14 protein-coding genes are annotated in these 17,950 nt (G+C 46.2%); 5 read left to right on the top strand and 9 right to left on the bottom strand.

The window, feature by feature from the left end:
* Nucleotides 1-27 precede the first annotated feature (27 nt).
* The 4 genes from A3739_RS12695 (at nucleotide 28) to A3739_RS12680 (ending at nucleotide 5,453) form a co-directional block, all read left to right on the top strand.
* On the top strand, nucleotides 28-2,595 hold the full coding sequence (locus tag A3739_RS12695; RefSeq protein WP_197472297.1) for a DNA translocase FtsK: 2,568 nt from the start codon (nucleotides 28-30) through the stop codon (nucleotides 2,593-2,595).
* Between the two features lie 80 nt (nucleotides 2,596-2,675).
* A complete protein-coding gene (lolA, locus tag A3739_RS12690; RefSeq protein ID WP_068481284.1) occupies nucleotides 2,676-3,320 on the top strand; it encodes an outer membrane lipoprotein chaperone LolA in 645 nt (214 codons plus the stop codon).
* 3 nt (nucleotides 3,321-3,323) lie between these two features.
* Complete coding sequence (locus tag A3739_RS12685) at nucleotides 3,324-4,664, top strand: replication-associated recombination protein A (protein WP_068481169.1); 1,341 nt, start codon at nucleotides 3,324-3,326, stop codon at nucleotides 4,662-4,664.
* Between the two features lie 96 nt (nucleotides 4,665-4,760).
* Nucleotides 4,761-5,453, top strand: coding sequence for a hypothetical protein (locus A3739_RS12680; RefSeq protein WP_068481173.1), 693 nt, complete (start codon nucleotides 4,761-4,763; stop codon nucleotides 5,451-5,453).
* 24 nt (nucleotides 5,454-5,477) lie between these two features.
* On the opposite strand, the gene A3739_RS12675 is transcribed toward A3739_RS12680, so the two are convergent.
* Together A3739_RS12675 and A3739_RS12670 are read right to left on the bottom strand one after the other, a co-directional pair.
* A complete protein-coding gene (locus A3739_RS12675) occupies nucleotides 5,478-6,914 on the bottom strand; it encodes an amidase (RefSeq protein ID WP_068501589.1) in 1,437 nt (478 codons plus the stop codon).
* Nucleotides 6,915-6,944: 30 nt separating this feature from the next.
* Nucleotides 6,945-7,259, bottom strand: coding sequence for a DUF962 domain-containing protein (locus tag A3739_RS12670; RefSeq protein ID WP_068475883.1), 315 nt, complete (start codon nucleotides 7,257-7,259; stop codon nucleotides 6,945-6,947).
* Nucleotides 7,260-7,494: 235 nt separating this feature from the next.
* Here A3739_RS12670 and A3739_RS12665 point away from each other — a divergent pair, with 235 nt between their 5' ends.
* Nucleotides 7,495-8,700, top strand: coding sequence for a CaiB/BaiF CoA-transferase family protein (locus A3739_RS12665; RefSeq protein WP_068481180.1), 1,206 nt, complete (start codon nucleotides 7,495-7,497; stop codon nucleotides 8,698-8,700).
* Nucleotides 8,701-8,727: 27 nt separating this feature from the next.
* Here A3739_RS12665 and A3739_RS12660 read toward each other — a convergent pair whose 3' ends face one another.
* The 7 genes from A3739_RS12660 to A3739_RS12630 form a co-directional block, all read right to left on the bottom strand.
* Nucleotides 8,728-10,536, bottom strand: coding sequence for an AMP-binding protein (locus tag A3739_RS12660; RefSeq protein ID WP_082878390.1), 1,809 nt, complete (start codon nucleotides 10,534-10,536; stop codon nucleotides 8,728-8,730).
* A 108-nt stretch (nucleotides 10,537-10,644) separates the two neighbouring features.
* Entirely contained in the window at nucleotides 10,645-11,475 is an 831-nt protein-coding gene (locus A3739_RS12655; protein WP_068473480.1) for an NAD(P)-dependent oxidoreductase, read from the bottom strand.
* A gap of 9 nt (nucleotides 11,476-11,484) precedes the next feature.
* On the bottom strand, nucleotides 11,485-13,461 hold the full coding sequence (locus A3739_RS12650; RefSeq protein WP_068481183.1) for an acetyl/propionyl/methylcrotonyl-CoA carboxylase subunit alpha: 1,977 nt from the start codon (nucleotides 13,459-13,461) through the stop codon (nucleotides 11,485-11,487).
* Between the two features lie 29 nt (nucleotides 13,462-13,490).
* Entirely contained in the window at nucleotides 13,491-14,309 is an 819-nt protein-coding gene (locus tag A3739_RS12645) for an enoyl-CoA hydratase/isomerase family protein (RefSeq protein WP_068481186.1), read from the bottom strand.
* Between the two features lie 11 nt (nucleotides 14,310-14,320).
* Entirely contained in the window at nucleotides 14,321-15,478 is a 1,158-nt protein-coding gene (locus A3739_RS12640) for an acyl-CoA dehydrogenase family protein (RefSeq protein WP_068481189.1), read from the bottom strand.
* A 47-nt stretch (nucleotides 15,479-15,525) separates the two neighbouring features.
* Complete coding sequence (locus tag A3739_RS12635; protein ID WP_068481192.1) at nucleotides 15,526-17,142, bottom strand: acyl-CoA carboxylase subunit beta; 1,617 nt, start codon at nucleotides 17,140-17,142, stop codon at nucleotides 15,526-15,528.
* Nucleotides 17,143-17,160: 18 nt separating this feature from the next.
* The coding region (locus A3739_RS12630) for an SDR family oxidoreductase (RefSeq protein ID WP_068501587.1) at nucleotides 17,161-17,950 on the bottom strand (790 nt) is incomplete at its 5' end.

Below are 17,950 nucleotides of genomic sequence, written 5' to 3'. Positions count from 1 at the left end.
TGCTCGTATTTTAGAAAGGTGATTGTTTTGAGTGCTAATCCCGCCCTGGGACAAAAAGTAACAAACTCTAGCGATCAGAAGTTCCATGCTTATGTCTCTCAAGGCGTGCGTGAAGGTGCTCTGATTCTTACCGTTGCTTTATGTGCTTTCTTGTTAATGGCGCTAGGTTCTCATAGCGCAAACGATCCCGGTTGGACGAGCACCGGTACGCAATCGGTTCCACTCAATTACGGCGGCCGTGCAGGTGCATGGCTGTCAGATATCTTGCTGTATTTCTTCGGTTATGTAGCTTATTTATTCCCAGTTTTGATCGGCTTTAGAGCTTGCTTAATTTTTAAGTATCGCAAAGAGGTTCGCGAGACCCACTGGCCGTTAGTGAGTATTCGAGTCATTGGCTTTGTTGTGACTATGCTGGGAGCGACGGGCATATTGGCTATGTACAGTATCTCGGGGCTTGATGATCACGCTGGCGGAATTTTGGGATATGAGTTTGCGGCTCTGATGCTGCAAACGTTTAATCCTTTGGGCGGCACTTTATTGTTGGTATCAATGCTGCTGTTTGGTTTGACTGTATTTACGGGTATTTCTTGGTTGGGGCTAATGGACCGTACCGGAGCCTTTACGATTGCCTGTGGTCGAGTCATTGGAAGAGGCTTAAATCGAGTCTATAGCTTTATCAAAAATTATTTAGATGTTAGGCGTGATCTGCGTGCTCAGCGAAAGTTGGAGCAGGATATTATCCGCAGACAACAAGAGCGCGAAGCCAAACACGAGGCCTTGAAAGAACCGGTTAAGACATTGTCTGAGTCGAAGGCGAGCGTCGAGAAAGTGAAAGAGAAAAGTGCTCCTGCGCTTAAAAAGGTCTTAGGTTTAGCTAAGAAAGCACCGACAGAGACTGAAACTCAGGAAAAAGTCGAACCAAAAGTTTCGCCAAGCACTGATACCGTTGTGATTCAGCAAAAGAAAAAGTCTGCGGCTGAGGCAGAATCAGATGGTAAGTCTATTAAAATTTCTCCGTTTGTTAAGAAGAGCAAACAAGGCAAGCGCCTCGAAGAAGAGCAACAGGGTAGTTTGTTTATTGGACAAGAGTCTGCTTTACCCTCATTAACGCTTTTAGACCCTCCTGAGAAAAACAAAAAGGTAGGGTATTCGCCCGCAGACCTTGAAAGCATGTCGCGCTTGCTTGAAGTGAAACTAGCTGATTTTGGGGTGAGTGCAGAGGTTGTCGAAGTTAACCCCGGCCCTGTAATTACACGTTTTGAAATTCAACCCGCGCCTGGCGTGAAGGTGAGTAAGATTAGTAATCTTGCGAAAGACCTTGCGCGTTCATTGGCAGTAATGAGTGTTCGTGTTGTCGAGGTTATACCTGGGAAGTCAGTGATCGGGATTGAGATACCGAACGAGCATCGTGAGATCGTTCGATTTAGTGAAGTATTGAGTTCTAAAGATTACGATGATGCCGCGTCTCCGCTAAGTTTAGGGCTAGGCAACGATATTGCGGGTGACCCTGTTGTTGCAGACCTTGCTAAGATGCCACATTTACTTGTTGCAGGTACAACCGGTTCAGGTAAATCAGTTGGTGTAAACAGTATGATTTTGAGCATGCTATTTAAGTCTTCGCCTGATGAAGTGCGTTTCATTATGGTCGATCCAAAGATGTTGGAGCTTTCTGTCTACGATGGGATCCCGCATCTCTTAACGCCTGTTGTAACAGACATGAAAGAGGCGGCAAACGCCTTGCGTTGGTGTGTTGCTGAGATGGAGCGTCGTTATAAATTGATGGCATCTCTTGGTGTTCGAAATATCGCTGGCTATAACCGCAAGGTGAAAGCTGCAGCTGAGGCAGGTGAACCAATCCTCGACCCTCTATGGCAGACAGATGAACATCTACTAAATGAAGAGCAGCATCACCCAGAGTTAACAAACTTGCCCTTTATTGTTGTCGTGATTGACGAGTTTGCTGACATGATGATGATTGTCGGTAAAAAGGTTGAAGAACTCATTGCCCGTATCGCGCAAAAAGCGCGTGCAGCAGGGATACACTTGATTCTGGCGACGCAACGTCCATCGGTTGATGTGATCACAGGCTTAATTAAAGCCAACGTTCCGACTCGTATTTCTTTCCAAGTTTCGTCAAAAATAGATTCAAGAACGGTTCTCGATCAAGGTGGAGCAGAGCAGTTGCTGGGTCATGGTGACATGCTATATATGCCGCCGGGCACAAGTGTTCCAGTTCGGGTACACGGCGCATTCGTTGATGATCACGAGGTGCATAAGGTAGTTGATGATTGGAAACAGCGTGGCCAGCCTAATTATCTAGAGGAAGTCCTGTCTGGCGGAGAATCAAGTGACCCGATCGCTGCGGCCTTCGCTGAAGACTCTGGCGCAAGTGAACAAGATGCTTTGTTTGATGAGGCTGTTGCCTTTGTTACGACAACACGACGTGTGTCAATTTCATCAGTTCAGCGTAAGCTGAAAATTGGTTACAATCGTGCGGCAAACTTGGTCGAAGCGATGGAACAAGCCGGTGTCGTAAGTGAGGCGGGTCATAACGGCAGTCGTGAAGTTCTAGCTCCGCCACCACCTGAAGCATAAACTGTTTATTGGCTAACAAAGCCTTAATTTTTTCATTTCCTCCTGTGGTATGCTCTTTTCTTTTTTTTGGAGAGCATACCTTGCTGAAATCCCTCTCTTTACGGTTTTCTCTCGTAACGATTTTAATCATTGCCTCTTTTGATCTGTTTTCAAAAACACGCACAGACGCAGATGAATTGTCTGCATTGCTGTCTGCATCGGCGGATATTCAGGGGTCATTTATCCAATTTGTCGTTGATGGCAGAGGTACACGTGTTCAAGAAACACGGGGTGAATTTAAGGCTAAGAAGCCAGATTTGTTTTATTGGGAAACAAAAGCGCCATTAGCTCAGAAAATATACGTATATCAGGGTGAAGTAACTGTCTACGATCCCGATCTAGAACAGGCAAGTGTTCAGCTGCTTGGCGATGATCTCTCTGCCACGCCAGCTATGTTATTCAACGGTGATGCTGCATTAATCGCAAATAACTTCATTGTCGAGAAACGCGATGGTGAGGGTGACGAAGCACAGTTTCTTTTGTTTCCCTCTAGTGAAGGGAGTCTCTTTGAAGTGCTTCGTGTTCGTTTTAAAGGTACAACCCTTTCTGACTTAAGAATTACTGATTCATTGGGTCAAGATACGACCGTGAGCTTTATCTCTACATTCGTCAATTCAGGACTGACAGAGAAAGATTTTAAACCTGATCTTCCTGAAGGTACTGATGTGATTCGTCAGGGTGAGTAATACATGTCTGACTTATTCGAACAGACTAGTGCGTATAAACCTCTCGCTGAGCGTTTGCGGCCAAAGAATATCGATGAGTATTTAGGGCAGGAGCACTTACTCGGGCCCGGCGCTCCATTGCGTAAAGCAATTGATATGCATGTGTTGCATTCGATGATTTTATGGGGGCCGCCAGGGGTTGGTAAAACAAGTTTTGCACGGTTACTCGCAACACATTTCGATGTGAATTTTCTCGCGATATCTGCGGTCTTGGGTGGAGTGAAAGAAATTCGCGCGGCCGTTGATAACGCAAAAGCAGTGATGTCAGCGAACCAGCGGCCGACTTTGTTATTTGTTGATGAAGTTCACCGCTTCAACAAAGCGCAGCAAGATGCGTTTTTGCCTTACATTGAAGACGGAACGTTTATCTTTGTCGGCGCAACCACCGAGAACCCCTCTTTTGAATTAAATAATGCTTTGTTATCACGTGCCAGAGTCTATGTGTTAAATGCTTTAGATGAGTCTTCACTCAATATGCTTATTGATAAGGCTTTGACTCATCCAGAAGGATACGAAGGGCAGAATGTTGTATTTTCTGAAGATTTGCGACTGGCTCTCCTGAAGTCTGCACATGGGGATGCCAGAACATTACTGAATTTCCTAGAGCTTGCGATTGATCTTGCGGAGCATTCGGGCGACGCATTGGTTATCTCTGAAGATACGCTTGCTGCTGTGATGCAAACGAGCCTTAAGCGCTTTGATAAGGGCGGTGACGTTTTTTATGAGCAGATTTCTGCATTACATAAGTCTGTTAGAGGATCGGATCCAGACGCGTCTCTGTATTGGTTACAGTCGATGTTGCAAGGTGGCTGTGACCCATTTTATGTCGCTCGCCGAGTAGTTCGTATGGCTAGCGAAGATATCGGTAATGCGGATCCGAGAGCCTTAACGCTCGCACTGAATGCGTGGGAGGCGCTCGAACGATTGGGTCAGGCTGAAGGCGAACTCAGTTTGGCGCAGGCGGTCGTGTATCTTGCGGTCGCGCCGAAGAGTAACGCTGTTTATACGGCCTATAAGGCGAGTCGTTCCTTCGTGCAGAGTGATGTGTATCGTGATGTTCCAATGCATTTACGTAATGCACCAACTAAGTTGATGGCGGAACAGGGAATGGGGGAGGGATATCGCTATGCGCATGATGAACCTTTTGCCTTTGCTGCAGGGGAGTCTTATTTTCCGGAGGAGATTGATGGTACTTGTTTTTATGAACCGGTTGAGCGAGGTTTGGAAATTAAGATTTCGGAGCGTGTGAAAGCTCTGAGAGAAGCCAATAAGACATCAAATAACCAGCGATATTCCTCCGATTAAGGTGGTGCTGCGTCTGATGTATCGACACACGCACATTTTTCATTTCATTACTTCAGTATACTTTTTCCGTTTTTGTTCTAGGAGATTGGTCGCTTCATGAAGCGCTTAGTAGTTGTTTTTTTAGCATTTAGTTCCTTAGTCGTTTCCGATGTTCATGCAGCGCGCGGCGATTATCCTTATTACGGCGGTGTAGAGCTGTTTGCAACGAGCTCGGAGTTAGTGAGTGCAGATGATCTAGACAACACAGTTGCCTTTTTTGTCGAAGAAGAAGGTTTGGGTACTCTGGAGAATCAGCGCCGAATCACTTTTGAAGACGCGGGTCATGGTAAGCGCATATACATGGGTGTTTCACCTCATGTCGATTGGGACTGGGAGTGGGGTTATATCGACTTTGGTAAGACACACGGTGGCTATCAAGGTGATTCTTCATCAACGTCTTTAGATATGCGCATGGATGTAAAATCTGAGGGTTGGTTTTTACATGTTCAATATTCACCTCAAATTGCTGACAAGTGGGAAGCTAATATAAAGCTTGGCGTTTTACGCTGGGATGGTGAACGCTATAGCCGCCTCGTGACTGAAAATAATCTTCCTTTTGAAAAGTTCGAAACGGTCGCAGGTATCGATCAGTATTATGGCGTTGGCGTTATGTATGAGTTGAACGAACGCTGGAAACTGCGTGGCGATATTAACCGTTACACGTTTGGAGACGACCTAATAGACACCGTCGGCATCACTGCGCAATTTTGGTTTAGTGGTCGCCTAATCAATAACATCTTCGATTACTAATTCTAGTGATCGAACTCTCAAGCGCTAACTGATTGTTGGCGCTTGAAATTCAAAACCTTGCTTTTCTAACAACTTCGAGAAGTGAATTAACTGATTTTCGCTATGATGTGATGCTGCGATTGACACACCAATCGGCAGGCCGTATTTCTCGTCGATTCCTGATGGCAAACTCATCACTGGATTGCCCAACAAGTTATAAAACATCACAAAACCAAAGCAATAATCTGTGTAGTTATAACTCTGGCCATCGAATTCTATATTGTTGTGTTTGTGATTGTGCTCGAACGCTGGACCTATGCTGGTTGGCGATAAGATAAAGTCATAATCATTAAAGTAGCGAGAAAACTCAGCAATGCATTCTTTTTGCTCCAGCAAGGCTTTTGAATACTCTCGGAAGTTCATGCTTAGGCCTTTTTTAAGCTCTTGTTTGGCATCAAAGCTAGATTTCTTAAGATCTTTTCCGAATTTAAATTGAAGGATCTTTCTTACTGGCCATGCAAAGTCTTGGGAACAAACGAAACCAAATAACTTGACCCAAGTCTTCAGCGTTTTGTCGGCTAATTGCTCATCAATGCGAATTTTGCTTACTTGCGCGCCTTGATCTTCTAAGCATTTTACGACACGCTGAAGCCCTCGCTGAGTAGGGGCGGAGCATTGAACTCCAGCCAATTCATCGTAATAAGCGATTTTATAATTCGCGAGCTTGTTGTGAATCGGTGTGGATGTCTGAATGTCTAGGTATTGTTGGTATTCAGGTAAGGGTTGATAACAGACCTTATAAATTTGCTCAATGTCGCTAGCGCTTCGCGCCAGAGGGCCGGTGCTGTTTAGCGCTGTAAAACCGGTTCCTCTGTTTGGTAGAGGTGGAACATGGCCATCATGTATATGTCCATTGGTAGTCGGCTTTAAGCCAAACAATCCGCATAAGTTAGCTGGGTTTCGAATAGAACCGCCAATATCGCTGCCAATTTCTGCATAACTCAATTGGGCTGCAAGTGCAGCGGCACCACCTCCTGTGCTTCCACCGGGAGTTCTACGAAGATCGTAGGGATTGTTTGCAGTCGGGTAGAGCGGACCAAAGGTCTGACAATCTGATAGAAGCATTGGGACATTGGTTTTACCTAAGATGATCGCTCCAGCATTTTCTAATCGCTGAGCAAGTACTGAGTTGATGTCAGGCGCATAAGATTTCAGTGGCGGGAAGTTGATCGTACAGGGTGAATTTCGATATACGAACGATTCCTTAATCGTGACCGGTATGCCATACAAAGGTAGATTTGATGGGTCTTCATTCATTAATACCTTTGCTCTTGCAGACGCTTTCTCGCGAAAATCGTGAACGATCGCGTTTAACTTTGGGTTCAAAGCGTCTATGCGTGTATAGGCCCGATCTAGCGTCTCGATAATCTGTTCAGGCTTGGTTTTGTGCTCTGCACTTAGTTCATGGATTTTGTACATCATAAAGCTCGATGAAAGGTCATAGAGGCGTAATTACCAAGGAATGCGTTTTATTAGGATGTCTTTAAACATCACCCAATCGCCAATGAAGCTGTAAAGAGGGTATTTAAAGGTTGCAGGTTTGTTTTTCTCAAAGAAAAAGTGCCCAACCCAAGCAAAGCCATATCCGATAAGTGGGAGTAAAATTAACGCGCTCCAAGCACTATTTAAAATGATCCATGCCAAGGTAAGGATAACTAAGCTGCTTCCAACAAAATGCAGGCGCCGGCAGGTTTGGTTGGCATGTTCAGATAAATAGTAAGGGTAAAACTCTGAGAAGCTCGCAAATGATTCTGTTTTATTATCCATGAGGCTACCATTGTTGTTTTTTTAATTACGGGGTATACGCGTTTTATATTACTGCTAGATCTCAATGATCGCTAGCACTACAGGTTTATCGTTAAGAACTTAAACCTCAGATCTGCTTTTGATTCTCGCTTACTGATAGTGGTGATTAAGAGTTCAATCTTGGAGATTTATATCTGGAGGCGAGTGATGAACTTGGTATGATGTTTTCAATACAATATCAATAAGAAGACTTTCGATGGAACAGACTAGAAAAAGACCTTTGGAAGGCGTCCGAGTTGTCGAGATGGGACAATTGTTAGCGGGGCCATTTACCACGTCAATCTTAGGATATTTTGGGGCAGAAGTAATCAAGATCGAACCGCCCGAGAAAGGTGATCCGATTCGGGGATGGCGACTCACTGAATATGGCACATCTTATTGGTGGTACAGCATCGGCCGTAATAAGAAGTCTGTGACTTTAGATCTCAAGTCAGACAAGGGTCGGGAGATCGCGGGCAAGCTTATTGAAAAAGCAGATGTTTTGGTCGAAAACTTTAGACCGGGCACGATGGAAAAGTGGGGCTTAGGTCCAGAACTTCTTCGCGAGAAAAATCCTAGTTTAATCTATACACGAATATCGGGTTACGGTCAGGATGGACCGTATGCAAACAAGCCTGGTTTCGCTTCTGTTTGTGAAGGCTTTGGCGGGTTTCGCCATGTGAATGGTTTTGAGAACGAAGCTCCTGTCAGACCAAATCTAAGTATTGGTGATACTTTAGCTGCCATTCACGCGGCCCTCGGGATTGCAATGGCAATTATTGAACGACATAACAATACCGACGGTCTCGGGCAAATTGTTGATGTCGCACTTTATGAGGCGGTATTTAATTTGATGGAGGGTGTAGTGCCCGAATACTCAGGGTGTAGTGCGATTCGTGAACCCTCAGGAACAACCGTGACAGGTATTGTCCCTACGAATACTTATCGTTGCGCAGATAATAAATACGTGATTATTGGCGGCAACGGCGATTCTATCTACAAACGTTTAATGCATGCTGCAGACCGAGCAGATCTGGCGGAGCATGAGGAAATGCAAACCAATGCCGGTCGGGTTGTTCACCAAGACACCATTGATCAAGCGATAGGGCAGTGGTGTTTGGCGCACTCTTCAAGAGAGATTATTGATATTCTTGAGGCTGAACGCGTGCCCGTTGGGCCAATTTATAACGCCCAAGACATGTTTGAAGATCCACATTATCAAGCGCGTGGCTTGTTCGAGAAAGTTGAAATAAACGGGAGAGAGCTAGAGATTCCGGCCATTGTTCCAAAGCTTAAATCAACGCCAGGTAAAACCGATTGGCCTGGAGCAACGCTGGGCGAACACACAGAAAGCGTGTTGGCTGAGCTTTTAGACTTAGATCAAGCTGGGTTCGCTCAGTTAAAAGAGGAAGGCGTGATCTAATCTTTCCTCCCTCTATTTTCATTGAGCTTAACTTGCTTTGCTCGATAGTACATACATCTCGTCGGCCCAAACAATAGGCTCTTTATTACTGCACCAACCTTCATAATGAGTGCTGTAAGTTTGGTCGACGACATGACGTTTAAGCTTAAGTGTAGGTGTAAAGAAACCGCAGTCTTCAGCCCATGGCTCGGGAAACACGATCATATGAGATATTTTTTCATGGCCATCTAAGCTTGCGTTCACTTCTTTGAGTGTTTGCGCCAAGTTGCTTGTAATATCTTCTTCAGACACATCAGCAGCTGATTCACTTAGATTGATAAGCGCGATTGGTTGTGTCAGACCAAAACCCGTGACCATGACTTGACCGATATTCGTGTTTGCTCCCATTTTATGCTCGATGGGAACAGGCAGAACAAATTTACCTTTGGCCGTTTTAAATGTGTCTTTAACGCGACCCGTAATGATCAATCGTCCTTCATTATCTAAGCGTCCTGTATCGCCAGTTCGATACCAGCCTTCAGGTGATAAGACCTCCGCGGTTTTTTGAGGAGATTTATAGTATCCCTTCATCACCCATGGAGCTTTGATTAGGACTTCGTCGGTTTCTTCATCAATCAATATTTCAACACCATGAAGCGGTCTTCCGACAGAACCGGGGGTAATGTCATCTAAGGTGTTATAGGTGACACCGCCACATAGTTCTGTCGCGCCATAAACTTCTTGAATATTAATGTCGAGTTGTCCGTACCAACGCAGAAGTGCAGCAGATAAGGGCGCGGCGCCCGATACCGCTGACAGCACCGAGCTCAATCCCAAGCCCTTTTTGACTTTGTGCTTAATAAACCGTCCGACTAGCGGAATTTTAAGGAGTTTCTGTAGTTTCTGTTCAGGAAGCTTAGACAGAATACCTTGTTGAATTTTTACCCAAATACGCGGTACTGCAAAAAACTGTGTCGGTTGTACCGACTGTAAATTTGCTGCAAAGCGATCTAGAGACTCACTAAACGAGACTTCAGAACCTGCAACGATTGGACTGACCTCTGACACGACGCGTTCGGCGATATGGTTTAGTGGTAAATAGGATAAAACACGCTCGGAAACTCCTTGATACACACCATAAGCAGGTTTAGCACGTTCGTGTTTCATCACTTGATTCGCACAAGCGTAATCCAGCATCACACCTTTTGGGGTGCCTGTCGTACCGGACGTATATATGACGGTAAAGATTTCATCTGCAAGAGGCTGATGAGGGTCGGTACAGGGAGCGAAGTCTAATATGTCATCCCATTTATAGTTACAGCCATCTAAAGGACTATTACCTTCAAAGTGAGGGAAGGCAATTGTAGTAATGCTACTGTTAACGCCATGACGCTGCTCTTCCCAGTTTTCGAGTTTGCCGACAAACAATGCTTTTATATCGCTTAGCTGAACGACCTCGTCTAAATCCTTTGCTGACAAGGTCGGATAGAAGGGAACAGATACATATCCACCCATCATTATCGCGATGTCTGCGACAATCCATGCAAAGCAGTTTTTAGACAGCAAACCAATATGATCACCAGGCTGTAAACCCATGGACCGCAGAGCTGTCACGGTACGGGCTGCCATGCGATAGACTTCACCCCAACTGAATTCATGCCAGTGTTCGCCATAAGCTTGGCGTAGATACGTTTTTTGAGGATGCAGTTTGGCTCGTTCGTAGAAAATTTCTAAAAAGCTAGAAGCATTTCGAATGCGGTCATTTTCGATAACGGATACTTTGACTGGCGGAAGATTGCTCGTAGCGATGCTTTGATCGCCATGCACAGAAATATCAATACTAGGTGTCGGTGACATGATGCTTTCCTATGGCTTATTTGTGTTTATTGGCAGCCGATTAGAGACAACATCAAAATGTCTCATACAAGGCATCAGTTGTTTGATGCCTTGTTATTCTTTTAGAGTTTATTCGACAAAAAGGTCTTTCATCAAGGGCTTCGTGTTTTCGTCTGAATAACGGTATTGTTCGAAATCAGTGACACCGCTATTTCTAAGAACTGATTCATCGATTAACAACTCGCCTGTTATCGATAGGTTCTCCGAACGAACGACCTCGTATGCCGCATCAGCCATGATGGCTGGAATGCGACCTTTTTCGAGGATAGTTTTACCGCCCCCTTCGAATTCTACCGCAGCCGTTGCAATAACCGTTTGAGGCCACAATGAGTTTACAGCGATGCCATAACGACGATACTCCTGTGCCAAGCTAAGCGTCAGCATCGACATTCCATACTTTGTGATCGTATATGGTCCGTAATGTGCGAACCATTTTGGATCTAAATTCAATGGCGGAGACAAACTCAAGATATGCCCATGCTCTGATTTCTTCAGAAACGGAAGAGCTGCTTTGGACAATGACAAAACAGCACGCGTGTTAATGTGATGCATCAAATCAAAACGCTTCATAGGAAGGTTTTCGGAGTTTGTAAGTTTAATGGCGCCTGCATTGTTAATAACAACATCAATGCCACCGAAATGCGCGGCAGCGCTTTCGACCGCAGCCACCACAGCTTCATCGTCACGCACATCGACTTGTATTGGGAGTGCCTGTCCACCGGCCTGAATCACTTCCTCAGCAACCGTATGTATCGTGCCGGGGAGTTTCGGGTGGGGATCTGCAGACTTTGCCGCGATCACTATATTAGCGCCATCTTGGGCAAACCTAAGTGCCATTTCGCGCCCAATACCTCGGCTTGCGCCGCTTATAAATATAACTTTATCTTTTAATGTGCTCATTTTGTTTACTTATACTTCACTCGATTCAACTTCAACAAGTAATTGGCGCAGCTTGACCTGATCGCCTTCGGTGACAAGCACGGATTCAACCGTACCATCAACATCAGCTTTTAGCGGATGTTCCATCTTCATCGCTTCTAGGATAACAAGAGTGTCGCCTTTGCTGACGGCTTGACCAGCTTCGGCAAACACTTTGATGATTGCACCATCCATACTTGCTTGAATTTGGCCATTGCCTGCTGCGCCCGCGACATCTTTAGCGATGTGCGTTGTATCTTTAAACTGGAAGTCTTCACTGCCAATGCGCAAGAAAATGTCATCGCCACTCACGAGCTTCTGACACGTCTGTCGAATGCCATCTTGCTCGATGACAATCTTTTCTGAATCGCAGCTGATCAGTTTAATGCTGCTTGTCTCTTCATTCTCTGTTTGCTTGATCGTATACAGATTATCGTTCTCTTGAACTTGAAGCTTAAGCTCTTTGTCTTGGAACTGTAAGGTGTAAGGCCATTCGCTAGCTGCGCTATTGCTCCAGCCTAGTAGCATTGAAGAAACGGTATTTTTGGTTTGTTTGCTCTTATGGAGGCAAATACAGGCAAGTGCTGTTGCAAGTGGGTTGCTTGCTTGCTCTTCCATGCTTGGATCGGCATTGAAGTCTTGCTCAATGAAAGCTGTTGTTGCTTCACCATCAATAAAGCACGAATGCTTCAATACTTCTGATAAGAAATGCGTATTGACGTTCACGCCAAACAGTACGGTTTCTTTGAGTAACTTGATTAAGCGGCGACGCGCTTCCTCACGATTGCTGCCGTAAGCAATCAGTTTGGCTAGCATTGGGTCATAGAAAGGAGACACTTCTTGGCCTTCAAGAATCCCTGCATCTGTTCTAGTTCCCATCGCATTGCTGACGCTCCAACGTTGGATTTTTCCTGTCTGAGGCAGAAACTGATTGCGCGGGTCTTCTGCATATAAACGCACTTCAATCGCGTGGCCGGTCAACGTGATCTCGTCTTGCGTTAACGGAAGCTCAGCGCCTGCAGCGACGTTAATTTGCCATTCAACTAAATCTGTTCCCGTGATTAATTCAGTAACAGGGTGCTCAACTTGCAAGCGCGTATTCATTTCAAGGAAGTAGAAGTTTTTCTCTGCGTCGACCAGGAACTCAACTGTACCAGCACCCACATAGTTACACGCTTTGGCAGCTTGCACAGCGGCTTCACCCATACGCTTACGAAGCTCTGGATCGACGAACGGAGAGGGGGCTTCCTCCACGACTTTTTGGTGGCGGCGTTGAATCGAACAATCACGTTCACCCAAGTACACGGCATTGCCATGTTGATCGGCAAACACTTGGATCTCGATATGGCGTGGGCTAATGACCGCGCGTTCAAGAATAAGTTCGCCACTGCCGAACGCATTTTCTGCTTCTGATTTGGCGGTGTTGATTTGTGATTCGAGCTCGCTCTCTTCATGAACCAGGCGCATCCCGCGGCCGCCACCACCTGCTGAGGCTTTGACCATTAACGGAAAACCAATACGCTTGGCTTCGCTTAGAAGAGTGTCTAGGTTTTGATCGCTACCTTCATACCCAGGAATACACGGAACGCCTGCTTCAATCATTGCGATTTTAGAAAGACGTTTGCTGCCCATCAATTCGATGGCAGGAGCTGGTGGTCCAATAAATACGATGCCTGCATCAGCACAAGCTTGAGAAAAGTCACAGTTCTCAGACAAGAAACCATAACCGGGATGAACAGCTCCTGCGCCTGTGCGTTTCGCCGCATCCACGATTTTGTTAGCGACTAAATAAGATTCTCCAACAGACGCTGGACCAATACATACCGCCTCATCAGCAGCGAGGACGTGTGGTGCGCCACTATCGGCCTCACTGTATACCGCTACAGTTTCAAACCCTAAATCTTTTGCAGTGCGTATGACCCTTACTGCGATTTCGCCACGATTAGCGATCAGTATTTTGTTAAACATTTTTCTTATCTTCTCCAATACGCTTGTCGTTATTCTGCCCAACTGGCTTTTCGTTTCTGGATGAACGCCATGGTTCCTTCTTGTCCTTCGGCGCCTTTCACGGCTGACGCAAAACTTTTCGCTGCGCCATCAAGTAAGGATTCAAGTGGTTGGTGTCCGACGCTTAAGATCAGTTCTTTAGTTGTTCGATTCGCTTGTGGCGCACAATTTTTAACTTGAGAAAGAGCAGTCTCAAGCGCCGTTTCTATGGCTTCGTTTGAATCTAAACATTCATGAACAATGCCTAATTCTTTTGCTTCAGTGCCTTTAAAACGCGCACCAAATAATGATAAGCGTCTTGCTTGTGTTAAGCCTACGCGTGTCACAACAAAAGGTGCTATTTGCGCTGGTGGTATACCCAAACTTGTCTCTGGCAAGCCAAACTGTGTGCTATCAAGGCACAACGCAAGGTCAGAGATGCATACTAAGCCAAAGCCTCCGCCTAGTACTGCGCCTTCAGCCACAACAATCAAGACTTGTGGGATTTGGTTGGCAAAGGTAATCATGCGCCCAAATTCTCTATTTAATGCGTAGAAAGGGTCTTCATCACCTTCAGCTTTTTGCCCTAGCGCTGCACGTGCATTTGCCATGTCTTTGATGTCGCCGCCAGCGCAGAAATGACCCTCTGCGCCGCGCATGACGACAACGCGAATATTTTGTTCATGCTCAATAGCTTTGAATACCGACATCAATTCTTGAACCATCTGAAGGCTCATCGCGTTGCGTGCCTTGGGTCGGTTCAGCGTGATCTGCAAAACATGGTCTTGCAGATCAATTAGTAAGGTTTCGCATTGCGGAAGCGTTGTCATTCAGTCGCTCCTTACTTCTTTTTCTTCGGTAGGGTGCCCATCAGCTTACAAATAATGCCGAGCATAATTTCGTCAGCACCACCGCCGATAGATACCAAGCGAATGTCGCGCATCGCACGCGAAACCGGGTTTTCCCACATGTAGCCCATACCACCCCAATACTGCAAGCAGCTGTCCGCAACTTCACGGCCGAGACGGCCGGCTTTAAGTTTCGCCATAGAGGCTAGCATCGTGACGTCTTTTTTGTTGATGTATCCTTCAACACCTTGATAAACCATGCAGCGCAGTGCTTCGATTTCTGTTTGAAGTTCGGCTAAACGGAAATGAATCACCTGATTATCTAGCAGAGGCTGTCCAAAGGTTTGGCGCTCACGACAATAATCAATGGTTTGGTCAACGCATTGTTCGAGCCCTTTCAAAATGTTTGCAGCACCAAATAAACGCTCCTCTTGGAATTGAAGCATCTGCATCATAAAGCCTGAACCTTCTGCGCCAATTCTGTAACGCTGCGGAATACGAACGTTATCAAAGAACACTTGTGCGGTTTCAGAACTGCGCATACCAAGTTTGTTTAGGCGTGGCGCTACTTCGATACCAGGCGTATTCATTGGAACAACGATTAAGGACTTATTCAGATGTACTTTGTCGTCAGAGGTGTTGGCCAATAGGCAGATATAGTCTGCTTTCGGGGAGTTTGTAATCCACATTTTTGTGCCGTTGATGACATAGTCATCACCGTCTTTTTTTGCAGTAGTTTTGATCGCGGCGACGTCTGAACCAGCGCTTGGTTCTGATACACCAATACAACCAATCATGTCGCCACTGATAGATGGCGCTAAGAACTCTTCGCGCAACTCGTTTGAGCCAAAGCGCGCGAGGGCAGGGGTACACATATCAGTTTGAACACCGATCGCAAGTGGCACGCCGCCACAATGTGCCGCGCCAAATTCTTCGGCCGCTACGATGTTGTAGCTGTAATCAAGGCCCATGCCGCCGTACTCAGTAGGCTTACTGATCCCAAGAAGCCCTAAATCGCCAAGCTTCTTGAACATTTCTTTCATTGGGAACTCGCCCGCTTTTTCCCACTCATCACAATATGGGTTAATTTCGTTATCTACGAAGTTCTTAACGGTGCGTCGTATCTCGTTGTGCTCTTGTGTAAAAATCATGTGAATTGCCTCTTACAAAACTGTTTTTATTCTGTCGGTTACCAAGCTTAAAGTCGTGCCACGCCAAAGGTATTCGGGCGTAGAGTTCGACGTTTTTCTTCGTCACAAATATCTAACAAAAATGCTAATACTTTTCGGGTGTCACGTGGGTCGATAAGTCCATCATCCCAAAGCCTTGCCGTGCCATATAGTGAGGTTGAACCTTTATCCAATTTGTCGGCAGTAGCTTTTTCTAAAACGTCTAACATTGCGGGATCTGCTTCTTTACCCATTTTGGCGTGCTTGTCTTCGGTAACAATACGCAAGACCTTGCCAGCTTGCGCTCCACCCATTACGGCCGTTCTACTGTTTGGCCAAGCGAAGATAAAACGAGGGTCTAATCCGCGCCCACACATTGCATAGTTACCTGCGCCGTAAGAGCCGCCAACCACGATGGTAAGTTTCGGTACGCTTGCGTTAGCCACGGCTTGCAGCATCTTAGAGCCGTGTTTGATAACGCCATTTTGTTCTGCATCGGTACCAACCATAAATCCGGTTGTATTATGGAAGAACAATAGGCTTGTGCCGGACTGCTCGCATAGTTGGATAAACTGCGCAGCTTTTGCCGCACCTTTTGGTGTGATTGGCCCATTGTTACCAATCAGCCCGCATGCATGGCCTTCAATTTTTAAGAAGCCACAAACGGTTTGATTATCGAACTCGGGTTTGAAATCGACGAAGTCAGATGAATCCGCAATACGCGCAACGATCTCACGCACGTCATAAGGTCGTTTGCTATCACTTGGAACAACGCCGATAAGCTCGTCAGGACTATATTTTGGTTCTTCCCATTGTCGTTCTGCTTTAGGGCTGAGTTGCTCGTTCCATGGTACTTGTTTGACCATGTCGCGCATCATACGAATGCCGTCGGAATCATCTTCAGCGAGAAACTCTGCGGTACCTGCGGTTTGTGCGTGCATCTCCGCACCACCTAGCTCTTCATCGGTAGCAATTTCACCGGTTGCTGCTTTAAGTAGAGGAGGTCCTGCTAAGAACATTTTGGCCTGTTCTTTTACCACAATAGAGTAATCGGAAAGACCTGGTTGGTAAGCTCCACCTGCCGTCGCATTACCATGTACAATCGTGAACTGCGGGATACCTGCTGCGGACAAACGAGCTTGATTCGCAAAACCGCGCGCACCATGCACAAAGACATCGGTTGCATAGTTTAAGTTGGCGCCGCCACTTTCAGCCATCGTGACAATCGGCAATTTATTCTCTTTTGCGATCTCTTGAAGACGCAATGTTTTCTCGAGCCCCGTAGGTGAGATGGTGCCACCCTTGATCGCGCTATTGCTTGCTACGACCAAACAGCGGATGCCGCAAACGTACCCGATGCCAGCGATGACGCCACCGCCAGCCATAGAGCCGTCTTTATCATCATGCATTTTATAACCAGCTAAGGAGCTGATTTCTAAAAATGGTGTATTGCGGTCTAGCAAGAGATTGATGCGTTCACGAGGTAAAAGTTTTCCACGTTTCTGAAATTTCTCTTTTGCCTGCAGTTCTTTATCGAGAACCTTCTGTTCGATTTCACGGAAGCTATCGATATGGGCCTGCATGGCATCTTTGTTTGCCTGAAACTGCTCTGAGTGAGCATCAATCATTGATTCCAAAATACTCATTAGTGTTTGGCCTTTTTATTAGTCTTTGAATATGTCGGGCGTTTCGGAACGGTGGAAACCGTCGTAGGATTCTGAGTTTTTCGCATTCGGTAATGGGAATACGCGACCACCTTGAGAGGCGCCACCATCAATGCGTAGACAATCACCGCTAATAAAATTAGCGCCGTCGCTTAGTAAGAAGCAGATCGCAGCACTCACCTCTGCTTCGGTTCCCATGCGTTTGACAGGAACGGCGTCTTTTAGACTGCGAATCCATGGTTTCAATGCCGGAGGGTAGCTATCCATACCACTCGACATGATCCACCCAGGCGCAACGGCATTCACGCGAACACCTGAGTTGCCCCATTCCACAGCTGCGGTTTGAGTGAAATTAACCATGCCCGCGCGTGCGGCACCGGAGTGTCCCATATTTGGCATGCCACCCCACATGTCTGCGACGATATTTACAATCGAGCCGCCATGTTTTTGCATGCTGGCTAAGTACACTTCTTTAGCCATCAAAAAGCCGCCTGTCAGATTTGTACGCACGACTGTTTCCCAACCTTTTTGGTTAATACCCGTAAGAGGGGATGGGAACTGGCCGCCAGCGTTATTCACTAGGCCGTGGATGATTTCGTTATTTGCTTTGATGGCTTTGATACACACTTTCACGGCATCTTCGTCGCGAATATCGCAGGCATGTGCTTCAGCGCTGCCGCCGTCTTCAAGGATTTCTGCTTTTACGCTTTCGAGCTTTTCAATTTTCCGCCCAATGAGCACAACGTGAGCTCCAAGCTGCGCAAGTTCGTGGGCTGTGCAACGTCCGATG

The organism is Oleiphilus sp. HI0067, assembly GCF_001635735.1.
The sequence above is the reverse complement of the archived record's forward strand: the minus strand, read 5'-3'. Positions and strand labels throughout refer to the sequence as shown.